Source organism: Roseospira goensis (assembly GCF_014197795.1).
Lineage (GTDB): Bacteria > Pseudomonadota > Alphaproteobacteria > Rhodospirillales > Rhodospirillaceae > Rhodospira > Rhodospira goensis.
The window spans coordinates 92,231-107,622 of sequence record NZ_JACIGI010000009.1 but is presented as its reverse complement, the minus strand read 5'-3'; the positions used below and the strand labels follow the sequence as shown (position 1 = coordinate 107,622).

Here is a 15,392-nt window from a genome sequence, read left to right as displayed (position 1 = left end):
GATCGTGCCTGGCAGGATCGTGGCCGGGCGGTGGGCAGGCATGCTCGGGTCAACTCGCCGCCTCGGCGAGCTCGGCTTCCAGCGCGCACAGGGCCGTCAGGGCCTCGGAGAAATCGAAGCGTTCGGCATCCGCGAGCACGGCCCGTGCCCGCCCCTTGAGGGCCGGCGGGGCGGCCTGCACCAGGGCCTTGGCGTGCCGCTCGGCGCCGGGATCGGCGGCCAGGAGCGCCGCGCGCAGGGTGTTGATGATCGCGCCCAGGGTGGGGGCCGTCGCCCCCGCGGGCGCGGGCGCAGCCTCGGCCTCGGCGGTCTGGTGCCGTCCCTGGTCCAGGGTCAGGATCGCCCGCAGCAGCGGCGACAGCGCCGCGCCCAGCCGGTCCACCAGGATCTGCGGAGGCGGCGCCGGCCCGTCCAGGGCCGCCTCCAGGGCGGCGGCGCGGCGTGAGACGGCAGCGGCGCCGATGGTGGCGGCGGTGCCCTTGAGGGTATGGGCGATCTGGCGCGCCTCCTGCAGGCGGCCGGCACGGCAAGCTTGCTGCAACACGAACATCTGAACGCCTTGATTGCGGCCGAAGTCGATCAGCAGGCGGCGCAGCAGATCGACGTTGCCCGAGACCGAGCGCAACGCCTGGCGCACGTCCAGGACGTCGAGGATGTCCTTGCTGAGGGTGTGCAGGATCTCGGTCTCCAGCGTGTCGTCGAGCGGCGCCGGCGCCTGCGGCGCGACGAAATCGCGGTTGAGCCAGCGCGCCAGGGTGGAGAACAGGGTTGGCGGATGGATCGGCTTGGTGATGTGGTCGTTCATACCGCTGTCCAGGCTGCGCGCCCGGTCGTCGGCCATGGCGTGGGCGGTCATGGCGATCACCGGCAGCGCGTCGGCGTCCCAGCGCCGGCGCAACTGGCGCGTGGTCTCGTGACCGTCGAGGCCGGGCATCTGGATATCCATGAGCACCAGATCCACGCGCTCGCGGTCCAGCATCTCCAACGCCTCCAGGCCGGTATCCGCCACCAGGACCTCGATGTCGGCGGTGCGCAACAGTTCGGCGGCCACGGTCTGATTGACCGGGTTGTCCTCGACCAGCAGCACGCGCGCCCCGGCCAGACTGGCGCGGCTGCGCTGCTCCTCCGCATCCGCCCCGCCGGCCGCGTCGTCACCGCCGTGACCGGTCAGGCGCAGCAGGGCGGTCCGCAGGCCCCATTCGGTCACCGGGACCGGCAGGCGCGTCATGCGCGGGGGATCGGCCCGCGGCTCGTCGTCGTCGATCACGATCAGCGGCGGCCGGGCGTGATCGTGGGCCAGGCGCTCGCCGATCGGCCGGCCGGCCTCGTCCCGCAGCGCGCCGTCGAGCACCACCAGCCGCAGGACGCCATCGCCATCCGGCGCGCGGGCGGCGGCGGTCGCCATGCGCACGACCATCTCGGCCGCGTCGGCCGCCGTCTCCACGCCCAGGCCGAGCCGCTCCAGCATCAGCACCAGGCTCTCGCGCACCGCTCCGGGCGCCGCCACCAGCAGGACCCGCGCCCCGGCCAGGGCCACCGGCAGCGATGGCGTCCGGGCCTCGGGCGGGGGCTCGGCGAGCGGGATCGTGAAGCGGAAGGTGCTGCCCACCCCTGGTGCGCTTTCGACGCCGATACTGCCGTCCATCAGCGTGACGATTTCGCGGCAGATCGCGAGGCCCAGGCCGGTGCCGCCGAAGCGGCGCGTGGTCGAGCTGTCCACTTGGGTGAAAGCTTGGAACAGCCGCGCCTGCTGGGCCGCCGTCATGCCGATGCCGGTGTCCTGCACCGCGCACGTCAAGCGCGGCGCGCCGCCGTCCGGGGGGGCCGGCGCATCGAGGGTGACGCTGACCGTCACCTCGCCGTCGGCGGTGAACTTCACCGCGTTGCCGATGAGGTTGGTGAAGATTTGCGACAGCCGCACCGGATCGCCCAGGAGCTGGTCCGGGACCGAGCGCGCGACCCGCACGTCCAGCGTCAGGCTCTTGTCGCGCAGCTTGGGCCGCATCAGGGTCACCACCGTGTCCAGGACCTCGGACAGGCGGAACGGCACGCGCTCCAGCGTCATCTTGCCGGCCTCGACCTTGGAGAAGTCGAGGATGTCGTCCAGGATGGCGAGCAGGTTCTGGGACGCCGTGCTGATGTTCTCCAGGTAGTCGCGCTGGCGCGGCGACAACTCGGTCTGAAGGGCCAGGTGGCTGAGCCCGATCACCGCGTTCATGGGCGTGCGCAGCTCGTGGCTCATGTTGGCCAGGAACGTGCTCTTGAAGCGGCTCGACTGCTCGGCCGCGGCGCGGGCCTGCGCCATGGCCTCCTCGGCGCGCTTGCGCTCGGAGATGTCCTGGAACAGCGTCACCGATCCGGTGATGCGGCCCGCCTCCAGAATCGGCACGGCGGTGATGGCCACCGGGAACCGGGAGCCATCGGCGCGGCGGTAGCATTCCGTGTCCGACCGATGCGACTGGCCCTGCGCGACGGCCTGCAACGCGGCACACCGCTGCCGGGGCAGGGCCGTCTCCCCGGTACAGTCGAGGTGCACCATGGCGTGGATGTCCTGGCCGAGAAGCTGGTCCCAGGTCCAGCCGAGCAGGCGTTCCGCCTCGGGATTGACGAAGGTGCACAGGCCGTCCGCATCGAGCGCGAAGACCCCTTCGCCCATGGCATCGGTGAGGCTGCCCAGGAAGCGGTTGCGGTCGCTGAAGCGGGCCTCGATCCGCTTGCGCTCGGTGATGTCGGTGCGGATGGCGATGTACTTGAACGGCGTGCCGTGCTCGTCCGGGAACGGCACGATGGTGGCGGCAGCCCAGTAGAACCCGCCGTCCTTGGTGCGGTTCTTGACCTCGCCGTGCCAGACCCGGCCGGCGGTGATGGTGTGCCACAGGGCGGCGAAGAAGGCCGTATCATGCTCGTCCGAGCGCACCAGGCGGTGGCTTTGACCGATCACCTCGTCGCGGTCATAGCCGCTGATGGCGCAGAACTTGTCGTTGGCATAGGTGATGGTGCCGTTGCGGTCGGTGGCGGTGACGATGGCGTGCTGATCGAGCGCGAACTTCTGGAACTCCAGGTCGCGTTGAATCTCGGATAGGCGGCGGTTGGTGCTGCGCACCGAGCGCAGCATCCAGAGCCCGGTGGCGATCACGAACAGGATGACCGCGGTGGACAGGCCGATGCGGGCGACGCGGTAGGTCTCGGTGCGGTCGGCGATGTCGCGGGTCAGATCGGCGAGGCGCTGCTGGCTTCGGAAGAACAACCGGTTGGCGTTCTCCTTCATGCGCATGAACCGCGGCGGCAGGCCCGCCATGAACCGTTCCAGATCCCGTTCCAGCTCCATGTAGGCCTGCGGCTCGGCCGTCTGCCGCAGGCGGTCGTGACGATTGAGGCGGGTCATCAACGCATCGGCCAGGCGCTCGACGTCGTCCAGCTTCGGACTGATCTCGATCACCTCCAGGACGAACGGGTCCCCGGTGTCGCCGCGCTCGTAGCGAATCATCCGGTGCATGACGCTCTGGGTCTCGATGTTGAGGCGGGCCTCGCGCCGCAGCACGCCGCCGGCCTGGAGCACGGCCAGGGCCTTGCGCAGGTTGTCCACCGTGTCCTGGATGGCGGCCCGGACCCAGACCCGGCCCTTCCGGTTCGCCGAGGCCGCCGCCATGCGGTAGGTCAGCGCCTCCAGCCGCACCAGGTCCTTGACCAGCACCTCGCCGATCAGGACGCGGTTGCTCTCGTTGCGCGATTCGGCGTTGAGGTCGTCGATAAGCCGGGAGAACCCGACCTCGAGGCCGACCAGCGCCAGCACGCCGAACACGTACACCACGAACAGCACCAGGATCGGCCGCGTCGGGATTCCGCCGGTGGCGGTGGTGGAGGGTCCGCCCATGGTGCCCCCCTCACCCAGTCCGGCCGCGGGCGTCGATGAACCCGGCGTCGCGGAAGATGGCCTGCCCGCGCGGCGAGGTCGCCATCTTCATGAACCGCCGCGCCAGCGCGGGCTGTTGCGAGAAGGTCAGGAGGTTGATGACCAGTTTCTTGCGCGCGGCCAGGGCGGGGTCGATGTCCAGCACCTCGACGTGGGGCTGGTTCTCCGGGAAGCGCCCCGTGGCGCGCCAGTTCAGGACGACGTCGGCGCTGCCGTCCAGCAGCGCCTGATTGAGGTTGCGCGAGTCCGTCGCCATCAGGACCGTGTTCCGGAGCACCGCGTCGTAGAGCCCCGCCAGCCGCAGGATGCGCCGGGTCTCGCGGCCGATGCTGCCGCTGTCGGGATTGGCGACGACCACCGCCAGCGCCGGATCCGTCAGCGCCGCCAAGGACGCAGGGATCCGTTTCGGGTTGCCGGCCCGTACCAGCAGGGCGGCGACGTTATAGCCGACATGCGCCCCTTCGCCGAGCAGGCCGGCGTGCAGGTTGTCGATGCGGTAGGACAGGGACCCGGGAAAGTACATGTCGCCGAGACGCGCCGTCTCCAGGCTGCGGTACAGATCCGCGGAGGCGCCCTGGCTGATGACGACGGGCACGCCCGTCTCGGCCTCGAAGACCTCGGCGATGGCCCGGATCGGATGCAGCATGGTGACGCCGCAGTAGATGAGCAGCGGCGTCGGGTCGTCAGATGCGGTGCGGGTGTCGGAGGCGTCGCAGCCGGGGAGGGCGAGCATCATCAGCAGGCCGATGCAGACAACCCGGTGGCGTGCCGCAGCGGCCAGGGCGGAGACGGCGGACGGCAGACGCATGGAGGAGACCCGGCAAGAGGGGGCGAGCGCGGCGGACGCCGCCGCACCCCATGCGCGCAAGCAAGCGGAATGCCAGCGTGAAAAGGGGCCTGGGCCGACGCCCCGCCTGCGGTTCGCCAGCCCTTCGGGGGCGATCATGGCGCCCGGAGCGTCGGTTGGCGTCTCAGAGTGACAGCCAGGGTGACGCGGCGGCCGTGTCATCCCCCCCCGACGGCCGTCACGGCTCCAGCAGCCGCCAGCCGTCCAGGATGGCGCGGGCGATGGGCAGGTAGGCGTCGAACAGGCGGCGTTCGGCGGTGTAGGTCCACAGGTGCACGACCGCCGCCCGGGGCCGGGGTCGCGCCACCGCCCAGCGCCGCACCGGGCCGCCCTCGCCCGGCCAGTCCACCACCAGCTGGCGCCCGGGCGGCAGATCCGCCCGGCCGCCGTCGGCCGCACCCGGGGGCGGCCGGAACAGGGTCTCGCGGATCACCCTGAGGCGCGGATAGCGCGCCCGCAGGGCCTCCCGGTGTGCGGCCAGGACCGCGGCGGCCGAGGCCGCCGGGTTGTCCGGCCGCGGGGCGCGCCGGTTCTGTACGCTGACGGGTGCGAAATACGCATCGCTGCCCTGCGGCCCGGACAGGACGACGGTGTAGGGGGCCGGGGTGTCCACGGTCCAGTCGGCCGGCAGCTCCAGGCGGTAGCCCCAGGTGTCGGGCGCGAACACCTTGATCGGGTCGTCGGGGCCGGGGGGGCGGACCGGCCGGACGGGCGCCGCCGGTGCCCGCGGGCCGATCCCGGCCGGCGGCGCGGGCTTGCGGCCCGGCGGTGGCGCCACGGCAACCGCCGCGCCGGCCCAGGTGCCCGCAACCAGCAGGCCGAGGCCGCCGCGCAGCAGGTGCCGTCTCGCGAGGGCCGTCCCGAACTCGTGGTCGTGCATGTCACGCGGTCCCGTGATGGGGTGGTGGTGCGCCGGCGGCCGGCGGTCGCGGCGTCGGACGGCGCAGGATACTTGCGGCCCGGCCCCGCGCCATACTACACCGAAGCTGGCGGCGCGCCGCCCCGCTCCGGCGGGCCGCCAGACCGGGCTCCGGCCGCCGGGCGCCACCGTGCCGCCGGCCCCGGGGCGTCCCCATCCGGCCCACGGCCGCGCCGGCGCGGTCCCCGGCCCCGTCAAGAGGAGCATGCGGCGCGATGACCCAGGCCTGGAGCTATGTCGACGGCGAGTGGCTGGAGGGCAACCCTCCCGTTCTGGGTCCGCTCACGCATGCCACGTGGCTGTCGTCGATCGTCTTCGATGGCGCCCGCGCGTTCGAGGGCGTGGCCCCGGATCTCGACCTGCACTGCCAGCGCTGCGTCGAGTCCGCCGTGCGCATGGGCATGCGCCCGCCGGTGGACGCCACCGAGATCGAGCGGCTGGCCCGCGAGGGCATCGCGCGCTTCCCCGCCGACGCCGAGCTGTACATCCGGCCGCTGTTCTACTGCGAGGAGGGCTGGGTCTCGCCCGATCCGGACAGCACCCGCTTCATCCTGACCCTGGTCGAGACGCCGATGAAGGAGCCGGGCGGCTTCACCGCCTGCCTGTCCAGCTACCGCCGGCCGGCCCCGGATCAGGCGCCGGTGGACTGCAAGGCGTCCTGCCTCTATCCGCTGGCCGGCCGCGCCCTGCGCGAGGCTGCGGCGCGCGGCTTCGACAATGCGGTGCTGACCGACCCCTGGGGCAACGTGGCCGAGTTCGCCACCGCCAACCTGTTCATGGCCAAGGCCGGCGTGGTCAGCACGCCGGCGGTCAGCGGCACGTTCCTGAACGGGGTGACGCGCCAACGCGTGCTCAAGCTGCTGCGGCTCGACGGCCACGTGGTGCTGGAGCGCGAGATCGCGCCCGAGGACCTGATGGAGGCGGACGAGATCTTCTCGACCGGCAACCACCTGAAGGTCATGCCGGTGCGCCGCTACGAGGACCGCGAACTGATCTACGGCCCGTTCGCGCGCCGGGCGCGCGAGCTGTACTGGGACTTCGCCCACGGCCGGCTGTCGAACCGCTTCAAGGTGTAGCGGCCGGCCGTCGCGGCGTCGCGCCCCGTCCGGTCCCCCATCGTTGCCAGGGCGGGGCGGTCCGGTCTACGAACGGAGGACTTTCGCCGTCCACGTCGACCGCCGGAGACCCCATGCCCGCCACCGCTGCCACCGCTGCCGCCGACACCGCCCCCCGCGCCGCCGGCCACGCCGACCGCTGGCAGATCTGGATCGACCGCGGCGGCACCTTCACCGACCTGGTGGCGCGCCGCCCGGACGGCCGGCTGGTCACCCACAAGCTGCTGTCCGACAACCCGGAGCAGTACGCCGACGCGGCCCTGCAGGGCATCCGCGACCTGTTGGGCGTCGGCCCGGACGACCCCATCCCCGCCGACCGCATCGAGGCGGTCAAGATGGGCACCACGGTCGCCACCAACGCCCTGCTGGAGCGCACCGGCGATCCGGTGGTTCTGGTCACCACCCAGGGCTTCGGCGATGCCCTGCGCATCGGCACCCAGAACCGGCCGCACCTGTTCGCGCGCGAGATCGTGCTGCCGGAGATGCTGTACGCCTGCGTGGTCGAGGTGCCCGGCCGGGTCACCGCCGCGGGGGAGGAGATCGCGCCCCTGGACGAGGCCGCCGCCCGCGCCGGCCTCCAGGCCGCGTACGACGCCGGGATCCGGTCCGCCGCCATCGTCTTCCTGCACGGCTACCGCTTCCCCGCCCACGAGGCCCGGGTGGCGGAGATCGCCCGCACCATCGGGTTTCCCCAGGTCTCGGTGAGCCACGCCGTCAGCCCGCTGATGAAGCTGGTCGGGCGCGGCGACACCACGGTGGTGGACGCCTACCTGTCGCCCATCCTGCGCCGCTACGTCGACCGGGTCGCCGCCGATCTGGGCGATGTGCGACTGATGTTCATGCAGTCCAACGGCGGCCTGACCGACGCCCGCCTGTTCCAGGGCAAGGACGCCATCCTGTCCGGCCCCGCCGGCGGGGTGGTCGGCATGGTGCGCACGGCGGAGATGGCGGGCTATACCAAGCTGATCGGCTTCGACATGGGCGGCACCTCAACCGACGTGTCGCACTACGATGGCGAGTACGAACGCACCTTCGATACCCAGGTGGCCGGGGTGCGGGTGCAGGCGCCGATGATGCGTATCCACACCGTGGCGGCCGGCGGCGGCTCCATCCTGCACTTCGACGGCGCCCGCTTCCGGGTCGGACCGGACAGCGCCGGGGCCGATCCCGGCCCGGCCTGCTACCGCCGCGGCGGGCCGCTCGCGGTCACCGACTGCAACGTGGTCCTGGGCAAGATCCAGCCGGCCTATTTCCCGCGCGTCTTCGGCCCGGGCGCCGACGCACCGCTGGACGCCGACGCCGCCCGCGCCGGCTTCGCCGCCATGGCCGCGCGCATCGGCGACGGCCGCGCGGCCGAGGACGTCGCCGAGGGGTTCCTGAAGATCGCGGTCGAGAACATGGCCAACGCGATCAAGACGATCTCCATCCAGCGCGGCTACGACGTCACCGAATACGCGCTGGTCTGCTTCGGCGGCGCCGGCGGGCAGCACGCCTGCCTGGTGGCCGGCGCGCTGGGCATGGACACCGTGGTGCTGCATCCCTTCGCCGGGGTGCTGTCGGCCTACGGTATGGGGCTCGCGGACGTGCGGGCGATGGGCGAACGCACCGTGGGCGCGCCCCTGGACGAGGCCGGGGCGGCCGAGGCGGTGCGGGTGCTCGACGATCTGGCCGAGGCCGGCCGCGCCGACATCGCCCGCCAGGGCCTGGACGCCGCCGCCAGCCGGGTGCTGCGCAAGGCCCACCTGCGCTACCAGGGCTCGGACACCGCGCTGGCGGTGGACGCCGGCCCGGTGCCGGAGATGGCCGCCGCCTTCGCCGAGGCGCACCGGGCGCGCTACGGTTTCGGGCTCGACAAGCCGGTGGTGATCGAGGCGGTCTCCGCCGAGACCATCGCCACCAGCGTCGGCATCGAGGAGGCGGACCTGGACCTGCCCGGGCGCGACGGCCCGCCGGCGGCGCGCGACCGGGTGCGACTCTTCAGCGGCGGCGCCTGGCACGGCGCCCCGCTGTACGACCGCGCCGACCTGCTGCCGGGGGACGTGGTGTCCGGCCCGGCCATCGTGGTCGAGCCCACCGGGACCATCGTGGTCGAGCCCGGATGGCGCGCCCGCTTCACCGGCAAGGGCCACATCGTGCTGGACCGCGCCACAGCGCGGCCGGGCACCGAGGCGATCGGCACCGGCGCCGACCCGGTGATGCTGGAGGTGTTCAACAACCTGTTCATGAACATCGCCGAGCAGATGGGGGCCACGCTCCAGAACACCGCCACGTCGGTGAACATCAAGGAGCGGCTGGACTTCTCCTGCGCCGTGTTCGACGCCGACGGGAACCTGATCGCCAACGCCCCGCACATGCCGGTGCACCTGGGCTCCATGAGCGAGTCGGTGCGCGCCATCGTGGCCGTGCACGGGGCGGCCATGCGGTCCGGCGACGTCTACGTCACCAACGCGCCCTACAACGGCGGCACCCACCTGCCCGACGTCACCGTGGTCACCCCGGTGTTCGACGACGCCGGGCGCGACCTGCTGTTCTACGTCGGCGCGCGCGGCCACCACGCCGACATCGGCGGCCTGACGCCCGGGTCGATGCCGCCGCACTCGGCCACGGTGGAGGAGGAGGGCGTCCTGATCGACGCCTTCCATCTCGTCGACGCCGAGACCGGATTCCGGGAAGACGCGCTGGTCGCGCTGCTGGAGGGCGGGCGCTGGCCGGCCCGCAACCCGGCCCAGACCATCGCCGATCTCCAGGCCCAGATCGCCGCGAACGAGAAGGGCGTGCGGGAATTGCGCCGCATGGTGGACCACTTCGGGCTGGACGTGGTCCGCGCCTACATGGGCCACGTGCAGGACAACGCCGAGGAAACGGTGCGCCGCGTGCTGGACGTGCTGCAGGACGGCACCTTCCGGGTCGAGATGGACGACGGCGCCGTGATCCGGGTCGCCATCACCGTGGACCGGGCCGCGCGCCGGGCCACCGTGGACTTCGCCGGCACGGCGCCGCAGCAGCCCGGCAACTTCAACGCGCCGCTGCCGGTCACCCGGGCGGCCGTGCTGTACGTCTTCCGGACCCTGGTCGACGAGCCGATCCCGATGAACGAGGGCTGCCTGAAGCCGATCGACATCCGCGTGCCCGAAGGCTGCATGCTCAACCCCACTTATCCGGCGGCGGTGGTGGCGGGCAACGTGGAGACCAGCCAGGCGGTGGTGGATTGCCTGTACGGGGCGCTGGGGGTGATGGCGGCCGCGCAGGGCACCATGAACAACGTCACCTTCGGCAACGCCCGCCACCAGTACTACGAGACCCTGTGCGGCGGCGCCGGCGCCGGCCCGACCTTCGACGGTGCGTCGGCCGTGCACACCCACATGACCAACAGCCGCCTGACCGACCCGGAGGTTCTCGAAAGCCGCTTCCCGGTGCGGCTGCAGGACTTCCACATCCGCCACGGCTCCGGCGGCGCGGGCGCGCACCGGGGCGGCGACGGGGTGGTGCGCCGCCTGCGGTTCCAGGAGGCGATGACCGCCGCCGTGCTGTCCAACCGCCGCCGGGTGCCGCCCTTCGGCCTCAACGGCGGCCAGCCCGGCGCCTGCGGCCGCAACGCGGTGGAACGCGCCGACGGCACGGTGGAAGCACTCTCCGCCACCGGCTCGGCCGAAATGGCCCCGGGCGACGTGCTGGTCATCGAAACCCCGGGCGGCGGGGGGTATGGGGAGGGGTAGGAGGCGTCCGGGCCGAAACGCGCGACGCACTATCAGCCGGTGCGTCGCCCGCCTCGTTCGCAGCGGTCAGACTCACCCTGCGGGGTACTCGGCTTTACTGAAATAAATACAGGCTTGTTGGCATGGGTGGCGCCAATACCGACTTGCAGGTTACCTGACTCGATGCATCTTTTAAGCTCTTCGTTCACTTCAATCACGCCCTCCCATTTCCCTCCTGAGCTCAATAAATGCGGGACTCCAGGTTCATCGGGACTTATGGACGGATGAGGAACAAATGCATGCCAACTTTTTTGTTTTTTCAGAACATGCTTTATGGAACGTCGATTGCGTAAGTGCATGCATTTTATTGTAGTTGACTTGTCGCCTCTATTTTCTACAAACAAAATTAAGTAATCTCTGTTTTTCGCTTCGGGAATGCCGATGGCTATCATCGGATAGCTGGCCGATAAAGTGAGGCGAACACCAGAAACGAACCATCGCCTTAATTCCAGCGCAAGCGCGGCCGTTGCAACAACGGAGGCATAAAGAGCCGCCACCGCCTCCCAAGTCAAGCTACCCAATGACATTCCCCTCCACCCTCTCCCCCTTGATCCACAGCGTATCCGGCGACAGGTCGATGGTGTCGGTCCAGGTCACCACGCCGTTCACGACGTGGGCCTTCATGAACAGCCCGGTCTCGGCCAGCGGGGCGAAGGCCGGATACGCGAGATAGGGCCTCATGTCGAACCGCCGCCGGTCACCGGTGGCGAAGGTGACTTCCAGCGTGAAGTCCGGGTGGGGCGTCACGGAAATGGCATCCGGGCTCATGGGCCGGCCTCCTAACGCAATGGATCGATCTTGAACGGCGTCTGGCCTTCGCTGGCGAGCGTCCAGTCCGCCATCAACTCGTCCCGCCGCAGTTCGATCCAGGCTTGGACCAGCTTCATCTGGCGGCGCGGCAACCCACCGTCCAGCACCTCGCCTTCTGGAATGCCCAGGACAGCCTTGAACTCATTGTAGCGCACGTGAATGTGGGGCAGATGATGCTTGTCGGTATCCAGGACATACATCGAAACCAGGATACCATAGAACATACTGATGGTTGGCATTGCTCACCCGCGATCGGTTGACCGCATCCGCCATCCCAGGCCCGCCGCCGGTCGAGAACGCTCCCGCGCTATCCCGCCCCTCACGCCAGCGTGTACAGCACCACCGGCGCCGCACGCCCGCGCCAGCGGAGGGCCGGACGGGCCTGCCTACCGCGTCAGCCGGCCCAGGCGCAGCCGCAAGGCGTTCAGCTTGATGAAGCCCTCGGCGTCGTGCTGGTCGTAGACCGCGTCCTCCTCGAAGGTGACGTGCTCCATGCTGTACAGGCTCTTGGGCGCCTTGCGGCCGACCACGGTCGCACTGCCCTTGTACAGCTTCAGGCGCACGGTGCCGGTCACCCCGGCCTGGGTGTGGTCGATCAGCGCCTGCAGGGCCTCGCGCTCCGGCGCATACCAGAAGCCGTTGTAGATCAGCTTGGCATAGCGCGGCATGACCTCGTCCTTGAGGTGCGCCGCCTCGCGGTCCAGCGTCAGGGACTCCATCGCCCGGTGCGCGGTCAGCAAGAGGGTGCCGCCCGGGGTCTCGTACACACCGCGCGACTTCATGCCGACGAAGCGGTTCTCGACCAGATCGACGCGACCACAGCCGTGCTTGCCGCCCAGGTCGTTCAGGCGGCGCAGCAACGCCCCCGGGGTCAGGCGTTCGCCGTTGACGGCCACGGCATCGCCCCGCTCAAAGTCGATCTCGACATACTCCGGGGTGTCGGGGGCCTGTTCCGGGTTCACGGTCATGCGGAACATGTCGCCGTCGGGCTCGACCCAGGGGTCCTCCAGCGCCTTGCCCTCGTAGGAGACGTGCAGCAGGTTGGCGTCCATGGAGTAGGGCGCCTCGCCGCGCTTGTCCTTGGGCACCGGGATCTGGTGGCGTTCGGCGTACGCGATCAGCGTGGCGCGGCTGTTCAGATCCCATTCGCGCCAGGGCGCGATCACGGTGACGTCGGGCTTGAGGGCATAGGCGGTCAGCTCGAAGCGCACCTGATCGTTGCCCTTGCCGGTGGCGCCGTGGCTGATGGCGTCGGCGCCGGTGGCCTCGGCGATCTCGATCAGGCGCTTGGCGATCAGCGGCCGGGCGATGGACGTGCCGAGTAGGTAGACCCCCTCGTAGAGCGTGTTGGCGCGCATCATCGGGAACACGAAGTCGCGCACGAACTCTTCCGTCAGGTCCTCGACGAAGATCTCCTTGATCCCCATCATTTCCGCTTTCTTGCGGGCCGGCTCCAGTTCCTCGCCCTGGCCGATGTCGGCGGTGAAGGTCACCACCTCGCAGCCGTAGGTGTCCTGCAGCCAGCGCAGGATGATGGAGGTATCCAGGCCGCCCGAATAGGCCAGCACCACCTTCCTGACGTCGCTCTTGCCCGTGCCTGTGCTCATGTCCTCGTGCCTTTGCGTTCCGGACCGTCGGAGAAAGGCCGGGAGTATAGGGCAACGGCGGCGTGGAACAAGATCAGGGGCGCACCGAGCTGCGCTATCGTGAGAGCTGTTTCTGGAGCACCGCCGAGACGATGGCCCCCAATGTGCCGCTGAACACCAGGGACTGGATCTTCGAAAGCTGCTGCTCGGTGAGCCAGCGCCAGGATTCAGGCGCCAAGTGGTGCACGGCCCAGACAACGATCGCAGCCCCGAAAACGGCGGCGATGATCGCGGTCAGCGCCACGACGGCCCAACCGTAGGTCCGCAGCCACCAAAGGTCGTTCAGGGCCCTCTGACCACGCAGGGTTTCCTCGTCCGCCCAGTACCGGACCTCTTTGCGGGCCGTGGTGTCCTCGGCCCAGCGGGGAGCGCGCTCCGCGTCAGGCGGTGGCCCCGGGATCCTGGGCGTGCTCATGGGCCAACATCACGTAGTGGTCGCGGATCAGGTCATCCGGGATCTCCAACCCGAAGGCACCGTCCCTGTACACCCGATCCCAGGGCGTGCCGCTGCGGTGAGTCAGGCTCGAGAGGGCATAACCGCTCAAGTGCCCGTACTTTGAGAAAACCTCTTCTAGGAACTGGCGCGTTTCGGAATCGACGGCGGTGTCTCCATCGTCGATGCAGGAAAAGGGGATCTCCCGGCGCCCGAAGCGTTTCGTCGCCCGGTAGAGGTCGGGAATCACGGGACCATACTTCCAGGCCTCGATCCGATCCGGAAACAGATCGCGATTCAGGACCGCAAGGCTGTAGCCGTGCGCGATGTAGACGAGCTTCATGAGCTGAAGGGGCGTCAGCGCGCGCCCCGCGCGCTTGGCGATCTTGAGGATCTCATCGGCGATGGTGATGGCGCTGTACATGGCCTCATCCCTCCCCGGCTGGTGACCCATGGTAAGGCCAACTGCGGCGGCAGGCGAGGCAAAATCGCGCACACGTGGTGATCGGTGCGCGCCCCTTGCCGCTTCGGGCGCCCACGATGGCCCGTTTGGCTGCCTTCAATCGGCAGCCGCCGGGGCGCGACCGTGCGCGGCCTCGGCGGCGGCGCGCTCCGCCGGCGTCATGGCCGCCAGGCGGGCCCGGTAGCCTTGCAGCCGTTCGCGCTCGGAGGCGCTCTTGAGCTGGCCGCAGGCGGCCAGGATGTCGCGCCCGCGCGGCAGCCGGATGGGCGCGGTCAGCCCGGCGTCGGCCAGCAGGTCGGCGAACCGCTCGATGGTGCGCATCGACGAACTCTCGTAGGGCGCGCCCGGCCAGGCGTTGAACGGGATCAGGTTGAACTTGCAGGGCAGACCGCGGACCAGTTCGATGAGCGCCCGGGCGTCGGCCGGGGAGTCGTTGACCCCCTTGAGCATGACGTATTCCAGGGTGATGCGCCGCGCGTTGGAGGCCCCCGGATAGGCCCGCAGCGCCGCCATCAGCGCGTCCAGCGGGTACTTCTTGTTGATCGGCATGATCTCGGAGCGCACCGCGTCGGTGGCGGCGTGCAGGCTGACGGCCAGGTTGACGCCCATCTCGCGGCCGCAGCGCTCGATCATCGGCACCACACCGGCGGTCGACAGCGTGATGCGCCGGCGCGACAGCGCCAGCCCCTCCCCATCCACCAGGATCGAGACCGCCTTCGCCACGTTGTCGAAATTGAACAGGGGCTCGCCCATGCCCATGAAGACGACGTTGGACAACAGCCGAGTCTCGTCGGTCGGCGTGGGCCACTCCCCGTAGCTGTCGCGGGCCACGAGGAATTGCCCGACGATCTCCGCCGGGGTCAGGTTCCGCACCAGCATTTGCGTCCCGGTGTGGCAGAAACGACACGTCAGGGTGCAGCCGACCTGCGACGACACACACACCGCGCCGTGGTCGTCCTCCGGGATGTGCACCGCCTCGGCCTCTCGGTTGTCGGAAAACCGCAGGAGCCATTTCCGCGTGCCGTCGTCGGACGTCTGCTCGCGGCTCGCCGCCGGCCGCTCCAGGCTGTGGCGGTCCGCCAGGCGGGCGCGCAAGTCTTTGGAAAGGGTGGACATCTGCGCGAAGTCCGTGGCGCCGCGGAAATAGATCCAGTGCCACAGTTGCTTGGCCCGAAAGGGCTTCTCGCCCATGTCGGCGAGTACGGTAGCCAGTTCGGCGCGGGTCAGGCCGATCAGGTTCATGGGTCGTCGTCTCTGCAAGCCGGGCCGGCCCAACGGGCCCCCTGAGGCCCCAAATGAGCCCGCAGGCCCGGGCGGTCAACGGATTTCCGGTACCAAACGGGTGTGTTTTTCGCTATACCGGAAGCCATAGCGGTCGCGTCGTCACGGCGGTGCGACAATATGGTCACGCCGCCCGTCGAACGGCGCTCCGCCCGGGGTAGCCCGTTGACGGTTCACGGCAGCATATGTTTGTCATTTTCTGGAGAGTGG

Annotated in this window: 12 protein-coding genes; 2 read left to right on the top strand and 10 right to left on the bottom strand. The window is 70.1% G+C overall.

From position 1 onward, the window contains the following. Positions 1-49: 49 nt before the first annotated feature. The 3 genes from GGD88_RS07335 to GGD88_RS07325 all read right to left on the bottom strand — a co-directional run bounded on the left by GGD88_RS07335 (position 50) and on the right by GGD88_RS07325 (position 5,640). Positions 50-3,874, bottom strand: coding sequence for a PAS domain S-box protein (locus tag GGD88_RS07335; protein WP_184433526.1), 3,825 nt, complete (start codon positions 3,872-3,874; stop codon positions 50-52). A gap of 10 nt (positions 3,875-3,884) precedes the next feature. Next, the gene (locus GGD88_RS07330) at positions 3,885-4,721 is read right to left on the bottom strand and encodes a substrate-binding domain-containing protein (protein ID WP_184433523.1); all 837 of its coding nucleotides are present in this window, start codon (positions 4,719-4,721) and stop codon (positions 3,885-3,887) included. A 217-nt stretch (positions 4,722-4,938) separates the two neighbouring features. Beyond that, on the bottom strand, positions 4,939-5,640 hold the full coding sequence (locus tag GGD88_RS07325) for a hypothetical protein (protein WP_184433521.1): 702 nt from the start codon (positions 5,638-5,640) through the stop codon (positions 4,939-4,941). Between the two features lie 254 nt (positions 5,641-5,894). On the opposite strand from GGD88_RS07325, the gene GGD88_RS07320 reads away from it, so the two are divergent. Both GGD88_RS07320 and GGD88_RS07315 read left to right on the top strand, forming a co-directional pair. After that, the gene (locus GGD88_RS07320) at positions 5,895-6,755 is read left to right on the top strand and encodes a branched-chain amino acid aminotransferase (protein ID WP_184433518.1); all 861 of its coding nucleotides are present in this window, start codon (positions 5,895-5,897) and stop codon (positions 6,753-6,755) included. A gap of 113 nt (positions 6,756-6,868) precedes the next feature. Beyond that, positions 6,869-10,510: a hydantoinase B/oxoprolinase family protein gene (locus tag GGD88_RS07315; protein ID WP_184433515.1), complete on the top strand. Its 3,642-nt coding sequence runs from the start codon at positions 6,869-6,871 to the stop codon at positions 10,508-10,510. Positions 10,511-10,542: 32 nt separating this feature from the next. Here GGD88_RS07315 and GGD88_RS07310 read toward each other — a convergent pair whose 3' ends face one another. The 7 genes from GGD88_RS07310 to rlmN all read right to left on the bottom strand — a co-directional run bounded on the left by GGD88_RS07310 (position 10,543) and on the right by rlmN (position 15,143). Beyond that, positions 10,543-11,076 carry a hypothetical protein gene (locus tag GGD88_RS07310; RefSeq protein WP_184433512.1) on the bottom strand — a complete coding sequence of 178 codons (534 nt, stop codon included), beginning with the start codon at positions 11,074-11,076 and terminating at the stop codon, positions 10,543-10,545. After that, positions 11,063-11,317: a DUF2442 domain-containing protein gene (locus tag GGD88_RS07305; RefSeq protein WP_184433509.1), complete on the bottom strand. Its 255-nt coding sequence runs from the start codon at positions 11,315-11,317 to the stop codon at positions 11,063-11,065. Before GGD88_RS07305 ends, GGD88_RS07310 begins: the two co-directional genes overlap by 14 nt. 11 nt (positions 11,318-11,328) lie before the next feature. Further along, the gene (locus GGD88_RS07300; protein WP_184433506.1) at positions 11,329-11,598 is read right to left on the bottom strand and encodes a DUF4160 domain-containing protein; all 270 of its coding nucleotides are present in this window, start codon (positions 11,596-11,598) and stop codon (positions 11,329-11,331) included. Positions 11,599-11,745: 147 nt separating this feature from the next. Then, complete coding sequence (locus GGD88_RS07295) at positions 11,746-12,966, bottom strand: argininosuccinate synthase (RefSeq protein WP_184433503.1); 1,221 nt, start codon at positions 12,964-12,966, stop codon at positions 11,746-11,748. 94 nt (positions 12,967-13,060) lie between these two features. After that, the gene (locus GGD88_RS07290; protein WP_184433500.1) at positions 13,061-13,420 is read right to left on the bottom strand and encodes a hypothetical protein; all 360 of its coding nucleotides are present in this window, start codon (positions 13,418-13,420) and stop codon (positions 13,061-13,063) included. After that, on the bottom strand, positions 13,386-13,862 hold the full coding sequence (locus GGD88_RS07285) for a Panacea domain-containing protein (protein ID WP_184433497.1): 477 nt from the start codon (positions 13,860-13,862) through the stop codon (positions 13,386-13,388). The genes GGD88_RS07290 and GGD88_RS07285 overlap by 35 nt, the downstream gene beginning before the upstream one ends. A 135-nt stretch (positions 13,863-13,997) precedes the next feature. Continuing rightward, complete coding sequence (gene rlmN / locus GGD88_RS07280) at positions 13,998-15,143, bottom strand: dual-specificity RNA methyltransferase RlmN (protein WP_184433494.1); 1,146 nt, start codon at positions 15,141-15,143, stop codon at positions 13,998-14,000. Between the last annotated feature and the right edge of the window lie 249 nt (positions 15,144-15,392).

Bases quoted from the DNA above. Each gene is read 5' to 3' on its own strand.
- GGD88_RS07335 (WP_184433526.1), bottom strand. From the start codon at position 3,874: ATGGGCGGACCCTCCACCACCGCCACCGGCGGAATCCCGACGCGGCCG.
- GGD88_RS07330 (WP_184433523.1), bottom strand. From the start codon at position 4,721: ATGCGTCTGCCGTCCGCCGTCTCCGCCCTGGCCGCTGCGGCACGCCAC.
- GGD88_RS07325 (WP_184433521.1), bottom strand. From the start codon at position 5,640: ATGCACGACCACGAGTTCGGGACGGCCCTCGCGAGACGGCACCTGCTG.
- GGD88_RS07320 (WP_184433518.1), top strand. From the start codon at position 5,895: ATGACCCAGGCCTGGAGCTATGTCGACGGCGAGTGGCTGGAGGGCAAC.
- GGD88_RS07315 (WP_184433515.1), top strand. From the start codon at position 6,869: ATGCCCGCCACCGCTGCCACCGCTGCCGCCGACACCGCCCCCCGCGCC.
- GGD88_RS07310 (WP_184433512.1), bottom strand. From the start codon at position 11,076: ATGTCATTGGGTAGCTTGACTTGGGAGGCGGTGGCGGCTCTTTATGCC.
- GGD88_RS07305 (WP_184433509.1), bottom strand. From the start codon at position 11,317: ATGAGCCCGGATGCCATTTCCGTGACGCCCCACCCGGACTTCACGCTG.
- GGD88_RS07300 (WP_184433506.1), bottom strand. From the start codon at position 11,598: ATGCCAACCATCAGTATGTTCTATGGTATCCTGGTTTCGATGTATGTC.
- GGD88_RS07295 (WP_184433503.1), bottom strand. From the start codon at position 12,966: ATGAGCACAGGCACGGGCAAGAGCGACGTCAGGAAGGTGGTGCTGGCC.
- GGD88_RS07290 (WP_184433500.1), bottom strand. From the start codon at position 13,420: ATGAGCACGCCCAGGATCCCGGGGCCACCGCCTGACGCGGAGCGCGCT.
- GGD88_RS07285 (WP_184433497.1), bottom strand. From the start codon at position 13,862: ATGTACAGCGCCATCACCATCGCCGATGAGATCCTCAAGATCGCCAAG.
- rlmN (WP_184433494.1), bottom strand. From the start codon at position 15,143: ATGAACCTGATCGGCCTGACCCGCGCCGAACTGGCTACCGTACTCGCC.